13 protein-coding genes are annotated in these 15,776 nt (G+C 63.7%); 7 read left to right on the top strand and 6 right to left on the bottom strand.

The genetic code is table 11. From position 1 onward, the window contains the following. Positions 1-99: 99 nt before the first annotated feature. Positions 100-1,695 carry a murein biosynthesis integral membrane protein MurJ gene (murJ, locus tag FFI87_RS13390; RefSeq protein ID WP_346269278.1) on the top strand — a complete coding sequence of 532 codons (1,596 nt, stop codon included), beginning with the start codon at positions 100-102 and terminating at the stop codon, positions 1,693-1,695. A gap of 8 nt (positions 1,696-1,703) precedes the next feature. After that, positions 1,704-2,546 carry a SirB1 family protein gene (locus FFI87_RS13385; RefSeq protein ID WP_041489949.1) on the top strand — a complete coding sequence of 281 codons (843 nt, stop codon included), beginning with the start codon at positions 1,704-1,706 and terminating at the stop codon, positions 2,544-2,546. A 64-nt stretch (positions 2,547-2,610) separates the two neighbouring features. Here FFI87_RS13385 and FFI87_RS13380 read toward each other — a convergent pair whose 3' ends face one another. The 6 genes from FFI87_RS13380 to lpxK all read right to left on the bottom strand — a co-directional run bounded on the left by FFI87_RS13380 (position 2,611) and on the right by lpxK (position 7,998). After that, the gene (locus tag FFI87_RS13380) at positions 2,611-3,936 is read right to left on the bottom strand and encodes an IS4 family transposase (protein ID WP_138847259.1); all 1,326 of its coding nucleotides are present in this window, start codon (positions 3,934-3,936) and stop codon (positions 2,611-2,613) included. Positions 3,937-4,063: 127 nt separating this feature from the next. Continuing rightward, positions 4,064-4,822 carry an SDR family NAD(P)-dependent oxidoreductase gene (locus tag FFI87_RS13375; protein ID WP_138847260.1) on the bottom strand — a complete coding sequence of 253 codons (759 nt, stop codon included), beginning with the start codon at positions 4,820-4,822 and terminating at the stop codon, positions 4,064-4,066. 180 nt (positions 4,823-5,002) lie between these two features. Beyond that, the gene (gene adk / locus FFI87_RS13370) at positions 5,003-5,665 is read right to left on the bottom strand and encodes an adenylate kinase (RefSeq protein ID WP_006750937.1); all 663 of its coding nucleotides are present in this window, start codon (positions 5,663-5,665) and stop codon (positions 5,003-5,005) included. 207 nt (positions 5,666-5,872) lie between these two features. Next, a complete protein-coding gene (kdsB, locus tag FFI87_RS13365; RefSeq protein ID WP_138847261.1) occupies positions 5,873-6,664 on the bottom strand; it encodes a 3-deoxy-manno-octulosonate cytidylyltransferase in 792 nt (263 codons plus the stop codon). Positions 6,665-6,785: 121 nt separating this feature from the next. Further along, positions 6,786-6,989, bottom strand: a complete 204-nt coding sequence (locus FFI87_RS13360) for a Trm112 family protein (RefSeq protein WP_006750935.1) — start codon at positions 6,987-6,989, stop codon at positions 6,786-6,788. Next, positions 6,970-7,998 carry a tetraacyldisaccharide 4'-kinase gene (lpxK, locus tag FFI87_RS13355; protein ID WP_012364541.1) on the bottom strand — a complete coding sequence of 343 codons (1,029 nt, stop codon included), beginning with the start codon at positions 7,996-7,998 and terminating at the stop codon, positions 6,970-6,972. Before lpxK ends, FFI87_RS13360 begins: the two co-directional genes overlap by 20 nt. Before the next feature lie 450 nt (positions 7,999-8,448). On the opposite strand from lpxK, the gene xseA reads away from it, so the two are divergent. The 5 genes from xseA (at position 8,449) to FFI87_RS13330 (ending at position 15,713) form a co-directional block, all read left to right on the top strand. After that, positions 8,449-9,831, top strand: a complete 1,383-nt coding sequence (gene xseA / locus FFI87_RS13350; RefSeq protein WP_138847262.1) for an exodeoxyribonuclease VII large subunit — start codon at positions 8,449-8,451, stop codon at positions 9,829-9,831. 240 nt (positions 9,832-10,071) lie between these two features. Continuing rightward, a complete protein-coding gene (sodB, locus tag FFI87_RS13345) occupies positions 10,072-10,650 on the top strand; it encodes a superoxide dismutase [Fe] (protein ID WP_011657740.1) in 579 nt (192 codons plus the stop codon). 267 nt (positions 10,651-10,917) lie between these two features. Further along, complete coding sequence (locus FFI87_RS13340) at positions 10,918-11,793, top strand: metallophosphoesterase family protein (protein WP_138847263.1); 876 nt, start codon at positions 10,918-10,920, stop codon at positions 11,791-11,793. A gap of 116 nt (positions 11,794-11,909) precedes the next feature. Beyond that, a complete protein-coding gene (locus FFI87_RS35360) occupies positions 11,910-12,194 on the top strand; it encodes a hypothetical protein (RefSeq protein WP_409995094.1) in 285 nt (94 codons plus the stop codon). A 738-nt stretch (positions 12,195-12,932) separates the two neighbouring features. After that, a complete protein-coding gene (locus tag FFI87_RS13330) occupies positions 12,933-15,713 on the top strand; it encodes a type VI secretion system Vgr family protein (RefSeq protein WP_138847264.1) in 2,781 nt (926 codons plus the stop codon). The last annotated feature ends 63 nt before the right edge of the window (positions 15,714-15,776 follow it).

Below are 15,776 nucleotides of genomic sequence, written 5' to 3'. Positions count from 1 at the left end.
GCTCAGAAACCGGCAATTATAGCAACAAAATCAAGCGCGTGGCAAGTTCAACGTGACGCCCGCCGGGCGGGGCCGCCGGCGACGCAGGTCCTTTTCGGCATCCGTCCGTGCCGGGACACGCAACGTCCGTATAATAAGCGCCCCATGAATCTATTCCGAGCCCTGCTGACGGTCAGCGGCTTCACGCTGCTGTCGCGCGTGACCGGACTGGCCCGCGAGACGCTGATCGCCCGTGCGTTCGGCGCCAGTCAATACACCGACGCGTTCTACGTCGCCTTCCGTATTCCGAACCTGCTGCGCCGCCTGTCCGCCGAAGGCGCGTTCTCGCAGGCGTTCGTGCCCATCCTGGCCGAATTCAAGAACCAGCAGGGGCACGATGCGACCAAGGCGCTCGTCGACGCGATGTCGACCGTCCTCGCATGGGCGCTTGCCGTGCTGTCGGTCCTCGGGATCGCCGGCGCGTCGTGGGTCGTGTTCGCGGTCGCGTCCGGCCTGCATACCGACGGGCAGGCGTTCCCGCTCGCGGTCACGATGACGCGGATCATGTTCCCGTACATCGTGTTCATCTCGCTGACCACGCTCGCGTCCGGCGTGCTCAACACCTACAAGAGCTTCTCGCTGCCCGCGTTCGCGCCGGTGCTGCTCAACGTCGCGTTCATCGCCGCGGCCGTGTTCGTCGCGCCGCATCTGAAGGTGCCGGTGTACGCGCTCGCGTGGGCCGTCATCGTGGGCGGCGTGCTGCAGTTCCTCGTGCAATTGCCGGGGCTGAAGAAGATCGACATGGTGCCGCTGATCGGCATCAACCCGCTGCGCGCGCTGCGCCACCCGGGCGTGAAGCGCGTGCTCGCGAAGATGGTGCCCGCGACGTTCGCGGTGTCGGTCGCGCAGCTGTCGCTGATCATCAACACCAACATCGCGTCGCGGCTCGGGCAGGGCGCGGTGTCGTGGATCAACTATGCCGACCGGCTGATGGAATTCCCGACGGCGCTGCTCGGCGTCGCGCTCGGCACGATCCTGCTGCCGAGCCTGTCGAAGGCGCACGTCGACGCCGATACGCACGAGTATTCGTCGCTGCTCGACTGGGGGCTGCGCGTCACGTTCCTGCTCGCGGCGCCGAGCGCGCTCGCGCTGTTCTTTTTCGCGACGCCGCTCACCGCGACGCTGTTCAACTACGGCAAGTTCGACGCGCATACCGTCACGATGGTCGCCCGCGCGCTCGCGACCTACGGGATCGGCCTCGTCGGCATCATCCTGATCAAGATCCTCGCGCCAGGCTTCTATGCGAAGCAGGATATCAAGACGCCGGTGAAGATCGCGGTCGGCGTGCTGATCGTCACGCAGCTGTCGAACTACGTGTTCGTGCCGCTGATCGGTCATGCGGGCCTCACGCTGAGCATCGGCGTCGGCGCGTGCCTGAATTCGCTGCTGCTGTTCCTCGGGCTGCGCAAGCGCGGCATCTATCAGCCGTCGCCGGGCTGGCCGCGCTTCTTCGTGCAGCTCGTCGGCGCGGCGCTCGTGCTCGCGGGGCTGATGCATTGGTGCGCGATCAGCTTCGACTGGACCGGCATGCGCGCGCAGCCGCTCGATCGCATCGCGCTGATGGCCGCGTGCCTCGTGCTGTTCGCTGCACTATATTTCGGTATGTTGTGGGTAATGGGCTTTAAATACGCTTACTTCAGAAGGCGCGCCAAGTGACGACCGCAATGACCCGCGTCCTCGACTACTTCAGCACGCTCGTGGCGGACGACGACAGCCTGCCCGTCACGGAGACCGCGCTGTCGCTCGCACAGGACGCCTATCCCGACCTCGACCTGCAGGGCACGCTGGCCGAACTCGACATGCTGGCCGCGCGGCTGCGCCGCCGGCTCGCCGACGATGCGAACCTGAAGGACCGCGTCGCCGCGCTCAACGAATTCTTCTTTCGCGAACTCGGCTTCGCGTGCAATCACAACGATTACTACGACCCCGATAACAGCCACCTGAACGCGGTGCTCAAGCGCCGGCGCGGGATTCCAATCTCGCTGTCGGTGCTGTACCTCGAGCTCGCCGAGCAGATCGGCGTGCCGGCGCGCGGCGTGTCGTTCCCCGGCCATTTCCTGCTGCGCGTGACGCTGCCGGACGGCGACCTGATCATCGATCCGACCAACGGCCATTCGCTGTCCGAAGCCGAGATGGTCGAGATGCTCGAGCCGTACGTCGCGCGGGCGGCGGGCGCGGTCGACAGCGCGTTGCGCGCGTTGCTGCAGCCGGCCACGAGCCGCGAGATCATAGCGCGGATGCTGCGCAACCTGAAGACGATCTATCTGCAGACGGAACGCTGGCAGCGGCTGCTCGCGGTGCAGCAGCGGCTCGTGATCCTGCTGCCGCAGCAGCTCGACGAAGTGCGCGACCGCGGCTTCGCGTATGCGCGGCTCGACTACCTGCGCCCCGCGCTCGAGGATCTCGAGCAGTATCTCGGCGAGCGGCCCGATGCGGACGACGCAACCGTCGTCGAATCGCAGGTGACGGAATTGCGGCAGCGGATGCAGCGCGACGACGAGGACTGAGCCGCTGGTGCGACGCCTGAAGCCTTGAACAAAAAACGCCCGCATTGCGGGTAATGCCGTTCAGTTAAGGGACAGTGATGTGCCGAACGGCGTAACGCTTGGGGCGAGCTTTAACCACACGGGGGCATTCACGCCCCCGTTGTTTTTCCACGGTCTCGAACGCAAGGCGAGCGTGCAGGCGGTCGAGCCACGCCGGTATCTTGCCGAAGGCCGGGGTGACGGCAGCCCACATCATTTCGTGCTGAAAGACGTGCAATGCCCGTACGAAGCTGATGTCGGTCGGATCGAGTTTCGCCTGCCATGCGGCAGTGGCCATCTCGCGGCGAATCAGATTGTAGGCAATCAATGCGCCCCAGATCTCCTGATAGACCCCTTCGACGGTCCGGCTACGCAAGCTCAGCTCCGCACCGAGCATCGACTGCTTCAATTCTCGGTAGCTGGTTTCGATTTGCCAGCGGCGCCCATAGCAGGCGACGATATCGGCCGGTTTGAAGCGTTGGCGATCATCCAGCGAGGTCAGCAGCACGCGTTCGCGCCCGCGCGCATCGATGGTGCGAATCGCACGGACCTGCCAGAACTCCGGCAGTTCGGGAGATTGTTTGCGCGCCTGCGGGGACACGCGCATGCGTACTGTCGCATCGTCCGGCGTGCCGTCGATCACGTCCCATCGGGTATGGGATTTGGCCGGAATCAGGAAGTGGCGGTTGTGCCCATTCATCGTCAGGCCGCACAAGATCCGAGCGGCCAGAAAGCCCTTGTCGAATACCGTCAGTGAATTGTCCGGTATCTGCGGCAGCAGATCCTGGGCGTACACCATTTCGTTGGTGCCATAAGCGCCGAAGTTGATATCGGCCACCAGATGCGTCGGAATGGCAGTCAGCGTCACGGCCCGCACCTGCGGGTAACTGGCGACCTTGCCGCTGGCATAGCGTTGCGCGCCAAAGTGCTCACGATTGGCCGGGCTGTCGGCCGTGCGCAGCGTGGTGCCGTCCATCGCCCATAGACTCAATCCCTTGAATGCATGGCGTGCCGCGTCCTGCGTGGTCCACGCCCAGGCTGTCCGTTCGAACAGCCACGCCAGCGGCGCTTCGCCAATACGCTGGCGCGCCTGCGCCACGGCACTCTTGCTGACGAAGGGGACGACCTCGTTGGGCAGCGCCAGATCGAGACTGTCGAGTACCTCATTGATCGACCAGTGCCGGTACATGGCCAAGGCAATCACCAGCCAAACCACTTGTTCGGCCGGCAAGCGCCGACGGCGGATACTCGCGGTGCCCGTCGCCTCGATCGCATGCTCGATCCATTCTTGCGGCAAATGTTCCGCCAGCCGGCTCAGGTCCGGCGTGGGCTGTTGGGCTGCACTTAGATAGGTGAGGTGGCTGGAAAGCATCGCGCCAGAAGTTAACACCTCTGCGCACCGTTTACAACCACTCCTCCCAAAAACAAAAATGCCGTTCAGTCGCTTAACTGAACGGCATTACCGCATTGCGGGCGTTTTTGTTTGCAGTTGTTTGCACTTACTTCGGCTGCATCCGGATCGCGCCGTCGAGGCGGATCACTTCGCCGTTGAGCATCGGGTTCTCGACGATCTGGCGCACCAGCATCGCGTATTCGTCCGGTTTGCCGAGCCGCGGCGGGAACGGGACCATCGCGCCGAGCGCGTCCTGCACGTCCTTCGGCATGCCGAGCAGCATCGGCGTCTCGAACAGCCCCGGCGCGATCGTCATCACGCGGATGCCTTGGCGCGCGAGGTCGCGCGCGATCGGCAGCGTCATGCCCGCGACGCCGGCCTTCGACGCCGCGTACGCGGCCTGGCCAATCTGGCCGTCGTACGCGGCGACCGACGCGGTGCTGACGATCACGCCGCGCTCGCCGCCGTCGTTCGGCGCGGTCGCGGCCATCGCGGCGGCCGCGAGCCGGATCATGTTGAAGGTGCCGACCAGGTTCACGTTGATCGTCTTCGCGAACACGTCGAGCGGATGCGCGCCGTCCTTGCCGACGGTTTTCGCGGCGGGCGCGATGCCCGCGCAGTTCACGAGGCCGCGCAGTGTGCCCGCGCGCGTCGCGACGTCGACGGCCGCCTGCGCATCGGCCTCGCTCGACACGTCGCAGCGCACGAATACGCCGCCCAGTTCATGCGCGAGCGCCGTGCCGGCCGCTTCATTGAGGTCGGCGAGCACGACCTTGCCGCCGGCCTGCGCGAGCATGCGGGCCGTTCCGGCACCGAGGCCCGATGCGCCGCCCGTGATCAGAAAGACGTTGCCGCGAATCTCCATCACTGTCTCCTTGGTTGGGTCCGATGTCGGTCGGCACCTGCGTCCGATCGATTGTACGGGGCCCCGCCGGGCGCCGGAGCGACCGGCACGCTCGTGCGCATCCAGGTCGGCCGAAGCGGGATCAAGCAGACGAAAAAAAACCGCCCGGAAAGGGCGGCTTGCGGGTGCACGACGCGGTGCTTACTTCAGTGCGTCAAACGCGCGCTCGCGGATTTCATCGACGGTGCCGAGGCCCGAGATCTTGCGATACTGCGGGGCCTTCAGGCCGTTTTCCTCGCCGCGCTGCGCCCAGTCGCCGTAGTACGTGATCAGCGGCTTGGTCTGCGCTTCGTACACTTCGAGACGCTTCTTGACGGTTTCTTCCTTGTCGTCGTCGCGCTGGATCAGCGGTTCGCCCGTCACGTCGTCCTTGCCCTCGACCTTCGGCGGGTTGAACTTCACGTGGTACGTGCGGCCCGATGCCGGGTGCGTGCGGCGGCCGCTCATGCGCTCGACGATTTCCGAGAACGGGACGTCGATTTCGAGCACGTAGTCGATCGCGACGCCGGCGTCCTTCATCGCGTCAGCCTGCGCGATCGTGCGCGGGAAGCCGTCGAACAGGTAGCCGTTCGCGCAGTCGGCGTCTTTCAGGCGCTCCTTCACGAGGCCGATGATCAGCGCGTCCGGCACGAGCTTGCCGGCGTCCATGTAGCCCTTCGCCTCGACGCCGAGCGGCGAGCCGGCCTTGACGGCCGCGCGCAGCATGTCGCCCGTCGAGATTTGCGGGATGCCGAACTTTTCCTTGATGAAGTTTGCCTGGGTGCCCTTTCCCGCGCCGGGCGCGCCCAACAGGATCAAACGCATGGTGATATCTCCAGAATGTAGATTCGTATGGCGAGACGCGAAAGTGTCGGCGACAGCGTGCGCGGCGCTTGCCTGGCGCGCGGCGGACCGGTCTGACGCGGCGCGTCGGCTAAAAGCGACGCGCGGCTGCCGGGACGGGCCGTGGCGGGTCAAGCGAGAACGCGCGGGTCGCGGACGGCTCGCACAATCGCCTGATTATGCCACGGGTTATTTTGAACCCGGACGAAAAAGGGCCTGCACGCGTGCGAGATCGGCCGGCGTGTCGATGCCGGCTTCGGGCGCGTGCTCGGTAATCAGCACGGCAATGCGCTCGCCGTGCCACATCGCGCGCAGCTGTTCGAGCTGCTCAGCCTGCTCGACCGGCGCCTGCGCGAGCGACGGATAAGTGCGCAGGAAACGCGCGCGATACGCGTAGAGGCCGATGTGGCGATGGACCGGAAAGGCCGGTGGCGGCATGGCCGCGACGTCGGGCCAGTGCGGCAGATAGGCGTCGCGGCTCCACGGAATCGGCGCGCGCGAGAAGTACATCGCGACGTTGCGCGCGTCGAGCGCGACCTTCACGACGTTCGGGTTGAACACGTCGGCCGCGTCGTGGATCGGGTGCGCGGCGGTCGCGATCGCGCAGTCCGGATGCGCGGCGAGGTGCGACGCTACGTCGCGCACGAGCACCGGGTCGATCAGCGGTTCGTCGCCCTGCACGTTGACGACGACGGTGTCGTCGCTCCATCCGAACGTCGCGGCGACTTCCGCGAGCCGGTCGGTGCCGGACGGATGGTCGGCGCGCGTCAGCACCGCTTCGAAACCGTGATCGCGTGCCGCGTCGAGCACGCTCTGCGCGTCGGACGCGACGAGCACCTGCTGCGCGCCCGCTTCGCGCGCGCGCTCGGCGACGCGCACGACCATCGGCTTGCCGCCGAGATCGGCGAGCGGCTTGTTCGGCAGGCGCGTCGACGCGAGCCGGGCAGGAATGACGGCGATGAAGGGCTGCTGATGAGTCATCGGGGCTGGGCGGTGAGAAGGGCGGGGGCGGGCGACGCGTCGAAAGCAGGTCGCCCGGCAGGGTTCGGCATGCGGCCGCGGCAAACCGCGGCGGCCGCGTGCCGGTGCAGCTGCGCGGCGTTCAGCTGCCGGCCGGGCCGGCGGGGTCGACCGGCGTGCCTTCGACGGTCTGGCGTGCCTCGTCGACGAGCATCACGGGGATGCCGTCGCGGATCGGGTAGGCGAGCTTGTCCGCATTGCAGATCAGCTCCTGCGCGGCGCGGTCATAGTGGAGCGGGCCTTTGCAGATAGGGCACACAAGGATTTCAAGCAGGCGAGCGTCCACGGAGTTTCTCCACAACGAGGGCAATGAGGCGAGGATCGAGCGCGGCTTCGACGGGGACGACCCACAGCCGAGCGTCGCGCCAGGAAGCGCCCAATTTTACTGCATCCTTCTCGGTGATCAGGATGGCGTCGACTGCGTCGTCGACGAACGGATTGTCGGCGAACGCGTAATGGTCGGGCAGCGCGCGCGTCGCCGGCGCGAGGCCGGCCGCGCGCAGCGTCGCGAAGAAGCGTTCCGGCGCGCCGATGCCGGCCGCGGCGAGCACGCGCTCGTGCGCGAACTGCGACAGCGGGCGGCGCAGCGCCGGCTGGTCGAGGTGCCACGCGGCGCCCGGTGTCAGCGCGAGCGCATAGGTGTCGGGCCACGGCGGCAGCGCGCCGCTGTACGGATCGTTGACGAGCGTCGCGTCGCGGTGGCGCGACAGCGGCTCGCGCAGCGGGCCGGCCGGCAGCAGGAAGCCGTTGCCGCCGAGCCGGTGGTCGAACACGACGAGCTCGACCGTGCGCGCGAGGCGGTAGTGCTGCAGGCCGTCGTCGCTGACGATCACGTCGACGTCCGGGTGCGCGGCGCGCAGCGCCTGGGCGGCCGCGACGCGGTCGGGACACACCCACACGGGCGCATCGGTGCGGCGCGCGATCAGCAGCGGTTCGTCGCCGGCCGCGCTCGCGCGCGATGCGGGCGTGACCGCGGTGGGTGTCTTCACGTTCGCGCCGTAGCCGCGCGACACGACGCCCGGCGTGAACCCGGCCGCGCGCAGCGCATCGACGAGCGCGATCACGGTCGGCGTCTTGCCGGTGCCGCCGACGGTCACGTTGCCGACCACGACGACGGGCACGCCGACGTCGACCGGTTGCTTCCAGCCCTGTGCGTAGGCGGTACGGCGCAGCGCCGCGCACAGGCCGAACACGCACGCGAACGGCGTGAGCGCCCAAGCGAGTGCGCCGCGTCGCTGCCATTCGCGCGTGACGCGCGCTTCGAGCCGCGCGAGCGGGCCGCCGGGCGCGCTCATCGGGCCGGGCGCGGCGTGTCGTGCGCCGCGGCGTGGGACGGATTCGTCAAGACGGATTCTCCGTTGCGCGGCGCATGCCGCAAGGTCTTCGGAAGGCGGCACTCTAGCGCGCCGCACGCGGGCGCGGCAAGCGCGGCCGGGCGACGCACCCGACGGGGTCGGATCGTCGCGCGCTGTGGATAACTCTGTGAAGAACTCCCCGCCTGTTCGCGCCAAACGCCCGCCGGGCGGACATCGAATCGGTCGAGAATCGATTCGTAAGGTTTAAAAATATATAAAAATCAAGGCGTTGCAAGCAATTGTCTGGATTTTCCCGCGGTTTTCGAGCGTTTTTGGCGGACGATTGCCAGAGTGTGGACACATTTCGCGCATCGCGGCGCGCACGGTCCGCGCTGGACGTCGGGCGCGTGTCGGACTATCGTGTCGCCGCCAGCATTCATTCGACCGCCCATGCTTTCCGACTCTCCTTTTTCAGTTCCCGGCGCCACCCGCGGCGGCGACGAAGTGATTCCCGTTTCGGCGCTCAATCGCGCGATTTCGACGATGCTCGAGCGCTCGTTTCCGCTGCTATGGATTTCGGGCGAAGTGTCGAATTTCACGCGCGCCGCGAGCGGTCACTGGTATTTCTCGATCAAGGACCAGCAGGCGCAGATGCGCTGCGTGATGTTTCGCGGTCGCGCGCAATATGCGGAATTCACGCCGCGCGAAGGCGACCGGATCGAGGTGCGCGCGGTCGTCACGATGTACGAGCCGCGCGGCGAAGTGCAGCTCAATGTCGAGGCCGTGCGGCGCACCGGGCAAGGTCGCCTGTACGAGGCGTTCCTGCGGCTGAAGGCGCAGCTCGAGGCCGAAGGCCTGTTCGCGCCCGAGCGCAAGCGGCCGCTGCCGGCGCACCCGCGCGGGATCGGCATCGTCACGTCGCTGCAGGCCGCCGCGTTGCGCGACGTGCTGACCACGCTCGCGCGCCGCGCGCCGCACATCCCGGTGATCGTCTATCCGGCGCCCGTGCAGGGCGCGGGCTCGGCCGAGAAGCTCGTCGCGGCCGTGCAGGCCGCGAATGCGCGGCGCGAGGTCGACGTGCTGCTGGTCTGCCGTGGCGGCGGGTCGATCGAGGATCTGTGGTCGTTCAACGATGAAGCGCTCGCGCGCGCGATCGCCGCGAGCGAACTGCCGGTCGTCAGCGGCGTCGGCCACGAAACCGATTTCACGATCGCGGACTTCGCGGCCGACCTGCGTGCGCCGACGCCGACCGGCGCGGCCGAACTCGCGAGTCCGCAGCGCGCGTTGCTGTTGCGCGAGGTCGCCGACCGGCAGCGCGCGCTCGCGCGCTGCCTGGAACGCGGGCTCGAGCAGCGGGCGCAGCAGCTCGACTGGCTCGCCCGCCGGCTCGTCAGCCCGGCCGAACGGCTGCGGCGGCAGCGTACCCACGTCGAGCAACTGGCGGTGCGGCTCGCGTCGGCGGCGTCGCGGCCGGTGCGCGACGCGCGTGCGCGTTTCGCGCTCGCGCAACTGCGCTGGCAGCGCGCGCGGCCCGATCCGACGCAGGCGCGCCATGCGCTCGCAAGGCTGTCGCAGCGTCTCACCGTGGCGTTGCAGCGCCGTCACGAGCGCGACACCGCGCGGGTATCGGCCTGCGCGGCGCGTCTCGAGGTGCTGAGCCCGCAGCGCACGCTCGAGCGCGGCTACGCGGCGCTGATCGACGCGCAGACCGGCCGCGCGGTGCGCGCGCCGAGCGCGTTGAAGCCGCAGCGCCGCCTGACCGTGCATCTGGCCGAAGGATCGGCCGACGTGTCGCTTGCCGACGTTCAGCCGCGGCTGACCGATTCGATCTGACGAGGACGGCGCACGCGAAGCGAAGCTCGCTCCCGGCGTACCGGATTGACCGGTCGCTCCGCGCGCGGGAACGGATGCTGCGCCTCGTCGTCTCGTCCTGCCGGATGAAGCGCCAACGCCGATTTTCTGCATACCGCGGATAAATGCCCGTGAGTTTGCGGGGATATTCGGACTCGCCTACAATCGGACGCTCGGCAGCATCCAATACAGCCCCCCTACATACTCAACGAAGGAATCGCCATGGCTCATACGCTCCCGCCGCTCCCGTACGCTGAAGACGCACTCGCGCCGACCATCTCGAAAGAGACGATCGAGTACCACTACGGCAAGCATCACCAGGCTTATGTGACGAACCTGAACAATCTGATCCCCGGCACGGAATTCGAAAACCTGCCGCTGGAAGAGATCGTGAAGAAGTCGTCGGGCGGCATCTTCAACAACGCCGCGCAAATCTGGAACCACACGTTCTTCTGGAACAGCCTGTCGCCGAACGGCGGCGGCGCACCGTCGGGCGCGCTGGGCGACGCGATCAACGCGAAGTGGGGTTCGTACGACGCGTTCAAGGAAGCGTTCACGAAGGCCGCGGTCGGCACGTTCGGTTCGGGCTGGGCATGGCTCGTGAAGAAGGCCGATGGTTCGCTCGACATCGTGTCGACGAGCAACGCCGCAACGCCGCTGACGACGGCCGACAAGGCGCTGCTGACGATCGACGTGTGGGAACACGCGTACTACATCGACTACCGCAACGCACGTCCGAAGTTCGTCGAGGCGTTCTGGAACATCGTGAACTGGGACTTCGCAGCGAAGAACTTCGCGTAAGTCCACGTGTTTGTAGCGTGACAATATAGTTTGGAAAGTGCAATAAAGACTGGAAAACCCAGACTGAGCCGCGCAATAAAGTTTTGAAATTGTAGTGAAATTGAAAGCCCTCGGTATGAGGGCTTTCTGCTTTTCATGCTCGTTTTGGTCTTAGCGGTGCATATCGGTGACTTCTTGACTACCAGCAATGCCCGTCGAGTTCCGGTCTGACGATACAATCTGGCACTGTCGTGGGCAGCAAAAGAACAAACGTTTGCGGGGTAATGCATGGCAACCACTTACATCCATCTGTCGGACATTCACTTCGGCCAAGAAAAGGGCGGTACTGTTGTTACCCACAACGACGTCAAGGCACGCCTGATCGATGATGTGCGCAAAGTTACGGGGACGCTACCCGAACCGAGAGTCGACGGAGTCATCATCTCCGGTGACATCGCGTACGCTGGAAAATCCGATGAATACGCGGATGCGGCTCGTTGGCTCGATCAATTGGCAGCTGCAGCAGGTTGTCCTATCACGGCAATTCAAGTCGTCCCTGGAAATCACGATGTCGACCGCACCCGTGTCTCTCATATCATCGGACAGACGCTTAGGAACATCGCAGATCAAGGGGAGCAAGAGCTAGACCGAGTGCTGGTGGCACCTGAGGATCGCGAGATGTTTTACGCGCGGTTCGACGGCTACCGTCCATTTGGCGAGGGCTACGGGTGTCCGCTCGATTTCGAAGGCGGTAACGCTGGAGCGCGGACCGTCGAGCTCGCGCCGAATCGGGTACTTCGCTTTATCGGGCTGAACACGGCACTTATATGTGGTGCCCTGAAGGATGAAGAGGGGAAGCTTTTGCTTGGCGCCCGTCAGCGCGTTCTACCAATCACTGCCGGCGAGGAGCTGGTGCTCATTGCCCATCACCCACTTTCTTGGCTGCAGGATTCTGACGACGCGAGGCGTTATGTGCGCAATCGCGCACGCGTACTGATCACTGGGCACGAACACAATCCTTCGGCACGTGTCGAAGCGGTCCGGGATGGGTGCGATGTCCTGATGCTTGCTGCGGGTGCGACCATTCCCCCCACGCCGACGAACGATACACGTACACATACAATTTTCTTCAGTTTTCTTGGGAAAGTCCGACTGACAATCTGAAGGTGACGGTGCAGCCTCGCGCGTGGTCAGATGAGGATAAGGAATTTGTAGCAGACACCGAGCGTCTTGGTGGCCCAACTGTTGAATATGTTCTCGGGTGTCCGAACTTCAGGCGAATGGCGCCTCCGGTCACTACGCCACTAGAGCGACGCGAGACGGCAAGTGCCGGTTCTTCGCCCATTAATGTGCCTCATGTCGATCCGGACACGACTACTGACGCACGAGGAACTCCGCCAGTGGATGACCAGTTCGCAATCATGCGTCTTCGCTTTTTTCGCGACCTCAGCCCGGCCAAGCGGATGGAAGTCCTGGTACGGCTTGGCGCTTTGCCTGAAGACTGGACTGAGGCACTTACACAGGGGTCGGGCATGGGCCGGAATGGCTGTTCGAGGAAGGGTTAAAAAGCGGTCGTTTGCAGTTAATTCTGACCGGGCACTTTGCTCCGGCCGTCCCTGTTCAGATTGTCTATGTTGCAAACAGGTTGCTTCCAACACGGGCCATCGTGTTTATTGAATTCATCTCCGACGTATTTTCAAGGATTTCGGCTTTCAACAAAATCGCATTCCCAAAGCCTTAGGGGATTGATCGCAGCGCATCTAGGAGAATCCAGCATGTTGATGTCCACGCAGAACTGACCCACCGGGGGGCAAGATTCGGTGGAAATCGACAAATCGGCTTGCGAAGCACCATTTAGTTGCTCCTTGTTCCTCAGTCTTGGCTGCGCATTCATCACCGCGACACTGCGCCGAAGTCGCAGTGGAACTGGAGACTGACCACGTGGGTGGCGTCGCCCACGGCCGTGTCGAAGTAGGTCAAGGTGCCGTCAGAAATCCCGCTCGATCAACATTTCATCGTGAAAGACTGCAAAAACGGCGGGCAGAATTCGTCCAGAATTTCGCAAAGACGGTGTGGCGACGTCGTGTTTCTGGGTTCGATCGAGTATGAAATATCGTCAAATGCGTGCGATATCATATTGGTGATTTGATACGATGTTTGGCGTATCAATGGGATGAGCGTCGTTCTCCGTCGCCTACATTTTCCCAACAATGATTTCGATATAGTGAGAGCGCCGTGATCATCGGTCCGGACGTTCTTGCCTCCGTGGCCGTGCGGGGTATCTGAGAGGAAGGAAGAACAAAATGGAAGCCAGGGCATCCTCGGTCGGGGAGCTGTCGTCGAGCGGTCTTTTTGACGCTTTTCACCGGGGCATTTTGCAGAATGATCGGCTGCTGAAACTCGATACGCCCCTTGGCGCGAATACCCTCGTTGCATTACGTGCCGAGGGGCATGCAAAAATAGGGCGCGACTATCGGTGGACTGTCGATGTAGCGTCGATGCGCACCGATCTTACGCTTCTGTCGTTGATGCATCAGGCCGTCACTTTGTGGATTCAGCAGGAAACCGCGCCATTCGCTGAGTCGACCTACCTTCCCGTCCACGGCTTTGTACACCGTATCGGGATGCTGGGTGCAGATGGTGGCCTGGCTGTCTACCAGCTAGAGATCTCGTCGGCTTTGCACTTCCTCGGGCATACCCGTGACGATCATTTTTGGCTCGAAAAGGATGCACGGGAGATTCTGGCGAATGTGTTCGACCGATATCCGCAGCTGCAAGGTCTCTATCGATTCGACACCGTCAGCACCCCGCGGGTGCGCTCGTATTGCAGACAGGCAGAGTCCGACCTGAATTTCGTGCATCGGCTGCTCGAGGATGAGGGTTGGTATTTCTACTGGGAACACGCGACCACCCAGTCAGGGGAGCCACCGAAGACTACCCTAGTCATCGTCGACCGTCTTTCCTCGCTCCCCCAGCCAAAGGATGCGACCTATACCCGCGGCAACGCGAGCAATGAAAGCAATGGCGTAGCGCAATGGGCAGCTATCCAGACGCTCCAAAGCGTGCGTTATACAACGCGTTCATTCGACTACAAGCGCCCGAATTACGACTTCGAGGCAGTTAGCGAAATCGAGTCGACGACCTACGAGATCGAGCAGCGTCGACAACGTGAAACGCAAAGCATCCCGACGGTGCCAATGGAGGTCTTCGAATCGACGCCGTATGGGTATCCCACCACGGATGCCGGTGGATCTCGCGCGCAATTGCATACGCAGGCCTGGGATGCACAGGCATTGCGCTACGCGGCAGTCGCCGGATTGCGATGGATCGACGCTGGGACGCGTTTCGTGCTGCACGACCACCCCCGGCATTCGAACCCGGACGCCAAGCACCGCGAGTTTGTCGCGATCGAAGCGCGATGGCTCGTCGAAAATAATGTGCCTATCGCTCGCCAGGGAGCTGCTTTCCCGCACAGTTTGCAGCGGCGAGTTTCCGATGCAAAAGCAGCTCGCGGGAGCGATTTCCAGTCGCCGCCACATCCGGCCGATGGCGAAACTGGATTCTTCGTCGTCGACGTCGAAGCTCAACCCACGACTATCGAATATCGGAGCCCGTTCGAGCACCGCAAACCAATCATGCATATCGAGCATGCGATCGTGGTGGCGCCAGAGGGGGAAGAAGCTTGGGCCGACGAATCGAATCGAATTCGCGTGCGGCACGCATGGGACCGCCAGAGTCCTGCAGGGGCTTTCAATACATCGCCGTTGCTGTTGTCGTTGCAGTCCGACACTGGGAATTCGTACGGCTCCGTACACGTTCCGCGCGCGGGGGAATGGGTGGCGATTAGCCACTGGGGCGGCGATTGTGATCGCCCGTTCGTGCTTGGACGGCTTAATGGCGGTACGACTCCACCGCCTTGGCATACGAATGTGTTGCTATCGGGTTTTCAGTCGAGTGGGTTCGGCGGTACGGGCGCTTTCAACTCGTTCGTTCACGACGATTCAACCAATCAAGGTGCGACGCGACTGACCTCCTTCACGGGTTCAAGCTACAGCTCGTTCCATCAGGGATATCTGATCAGCCAAGACCGGAACAAGCGTGGGCGTTACCTTGGTGCCGGTTTTCAGATTCACACCGACGACTACGGCGCGGTACGAGCGAACCGCGGCCTTTATTTGAGTACGCATGCCAAGGCGCACGACGCAGAGCAGCTCGACGTCGTTGAGGCGAGGGATCAGCTGACGCGATCGGGCATGCTTGTGGAATCGCTATCAAGCGCCAGCGCGACGGCGCAGGCCGAGTCGCTGGAGGGAAGTCAAGACACTCTGAAAGCCGTAGCCAAGGCCACCGAGCATCCCATTTCAGGACAAACGTCAGGGGGCAGGACCGATGGCGGCGGAACAGGGGAGGCCAACGGATTCGCCACCCCGATGATCATGATGGCCACGCCAGCCGATATCGGATTAACGTCCCGACAGTCGACTAGCATCGCAGCGGATCGACACATCAATCTGACCAGCGGCGAACACACTCACCTTGCCACGGGCAAATCCCTCATCGTTGCGGCTGCAGAAAAGATCAGCCTGTTTGTGCAGAAGGCGGGGATGAAGCTGTTCGCTGCAAAGGGCAAGGTCGAAATCGCTGCGCAAAGCGACGCGTTGAGCCTGTTTGCCGATCGCGACGTAACGGTTACCAGCAATCAAGGTAGAGTCGTAATCGAGGCGAAGCAGGAGCTGATTCTGAAGTGTGGTGGCTCGTACATTCGCATCACCGCGGAAGGTATCGAAGACGGCTCGCGAGGACCTCGCACGATCAAATCGGCCTCATTCAGCCGTCAAGGTCCGAGCTCGATCGCTGAACACATGAACAGCTTGCCTAAGACCGCGTTCAACGACCCCTATGTGCTTCGCCACTCGATCACAGGCGAAGTGCTCAAGAATCACCCGTACGAGTTCGTACGGAGCGATGGAACGGTCATCAAGGGCGTGACGGACGAACTCGGTAAGACTTCGGTGCAGAAGAACGTGGACGTCGAGACGATGACTGTGCGTGTGTTGCCTCGCACGCTCAACGACGTCGGCTAGCGGTCCGAATCGTGGATCGTGTCAATCGCCATCAGCACATCTTGAATCTCTCCGATCAACCGC

Source organism: Burkholderia sp. KBS0801, from assembly GCF_005937855.2.
Lineage (GTDB): Bacteria > Pseudomonadota > Gammaproteobacteria > Burkholderiales > Burkholderiaceae > Burkholderia > Burkholderia ambifaria.
The sequence above is the reverse complement of the archived record's forward strand: the minus strand, read 5'-3'. Positions and strand labels throughout refer to the sequence as shown.

Bases quoted from the DNA above. Each gene is read 5' to 3' on its own strand.
- FFI87_RS13340 (WP_138847263.1), top strand. From the start codon at position 10,918: ATGGCAACCACTTACATCCATCTGTCGGACATTCACTTCGGCCAAGAA.
- FFI87_RS13385 (WP_041489949.1), top strand. From the start codon at position 1,704: ATGACCCGCGTCCTCGACTACTTCAGCACGCTCGTGGCGGACGACGAC.
- lpxK (WP_012364541.1), bottom strand. From the start codon at position 7,998: ATGAGCGCGCCCGGCGGCCCGCTCGCGCGGCTCGAAGCGCGCGTCACG.
- sodB (WP_011657740.1), top strand. From the start codon at position 10,072: ATGGCTCATACGCTCCCGCCGCTCCCGTACGCTGAAGACGCACTCGCG.
- FFI87_RS13380 (WP_138847259.1), bottom strand. From the start codon at position 3,936: ATGCTTTCCAGCCACCTCACCTATCTAAGTGCAGCCCAACAGCCCACG.
- xseA (WP_138847262.1), top strand. From the start codon at position 8,449: ATGCTTTCCGACTCTCCTTTTTCAGTTCCCGGCGCCACCCGCGGCGGC.
- adk (WP_006750937.1), bottom strand. From the start codon at position 5,665: ATGCGTTTGATCCTGTTGGGCGCGCCCGGCGCGGGAAAGGGCACCCAG.
- FFI87_RS13330 (WP_138847264.1), top strand. From the start codon at position 12,933: ATGGAAGCCAGGGCATCCTCGGTCGGGGAGCTGTCGTCGAGCGGTCTT.
- kdsB (WP_138847261.1), bottom strand. From the start codon at position 6,664: ATGACTCATCAGCAGCCCTTCATCGCCGTCATTCCTGCCCGGCTCGCG.
- FFI87_RS35360 (WP_409995094.1), top strand. From the start codon at position 11,910: ATGGCGCCTCCGGTCACTACGCCACTAGAGCGACGCGAGACGGCAAGT.
- FFI87_RS13375 (WP_138847260.1), bottom strand. From the start codon at position 4,822: ATGGAGATTCGCGGCAACGTCTTTCTGATCACGGGCGGCGCATCGGGC.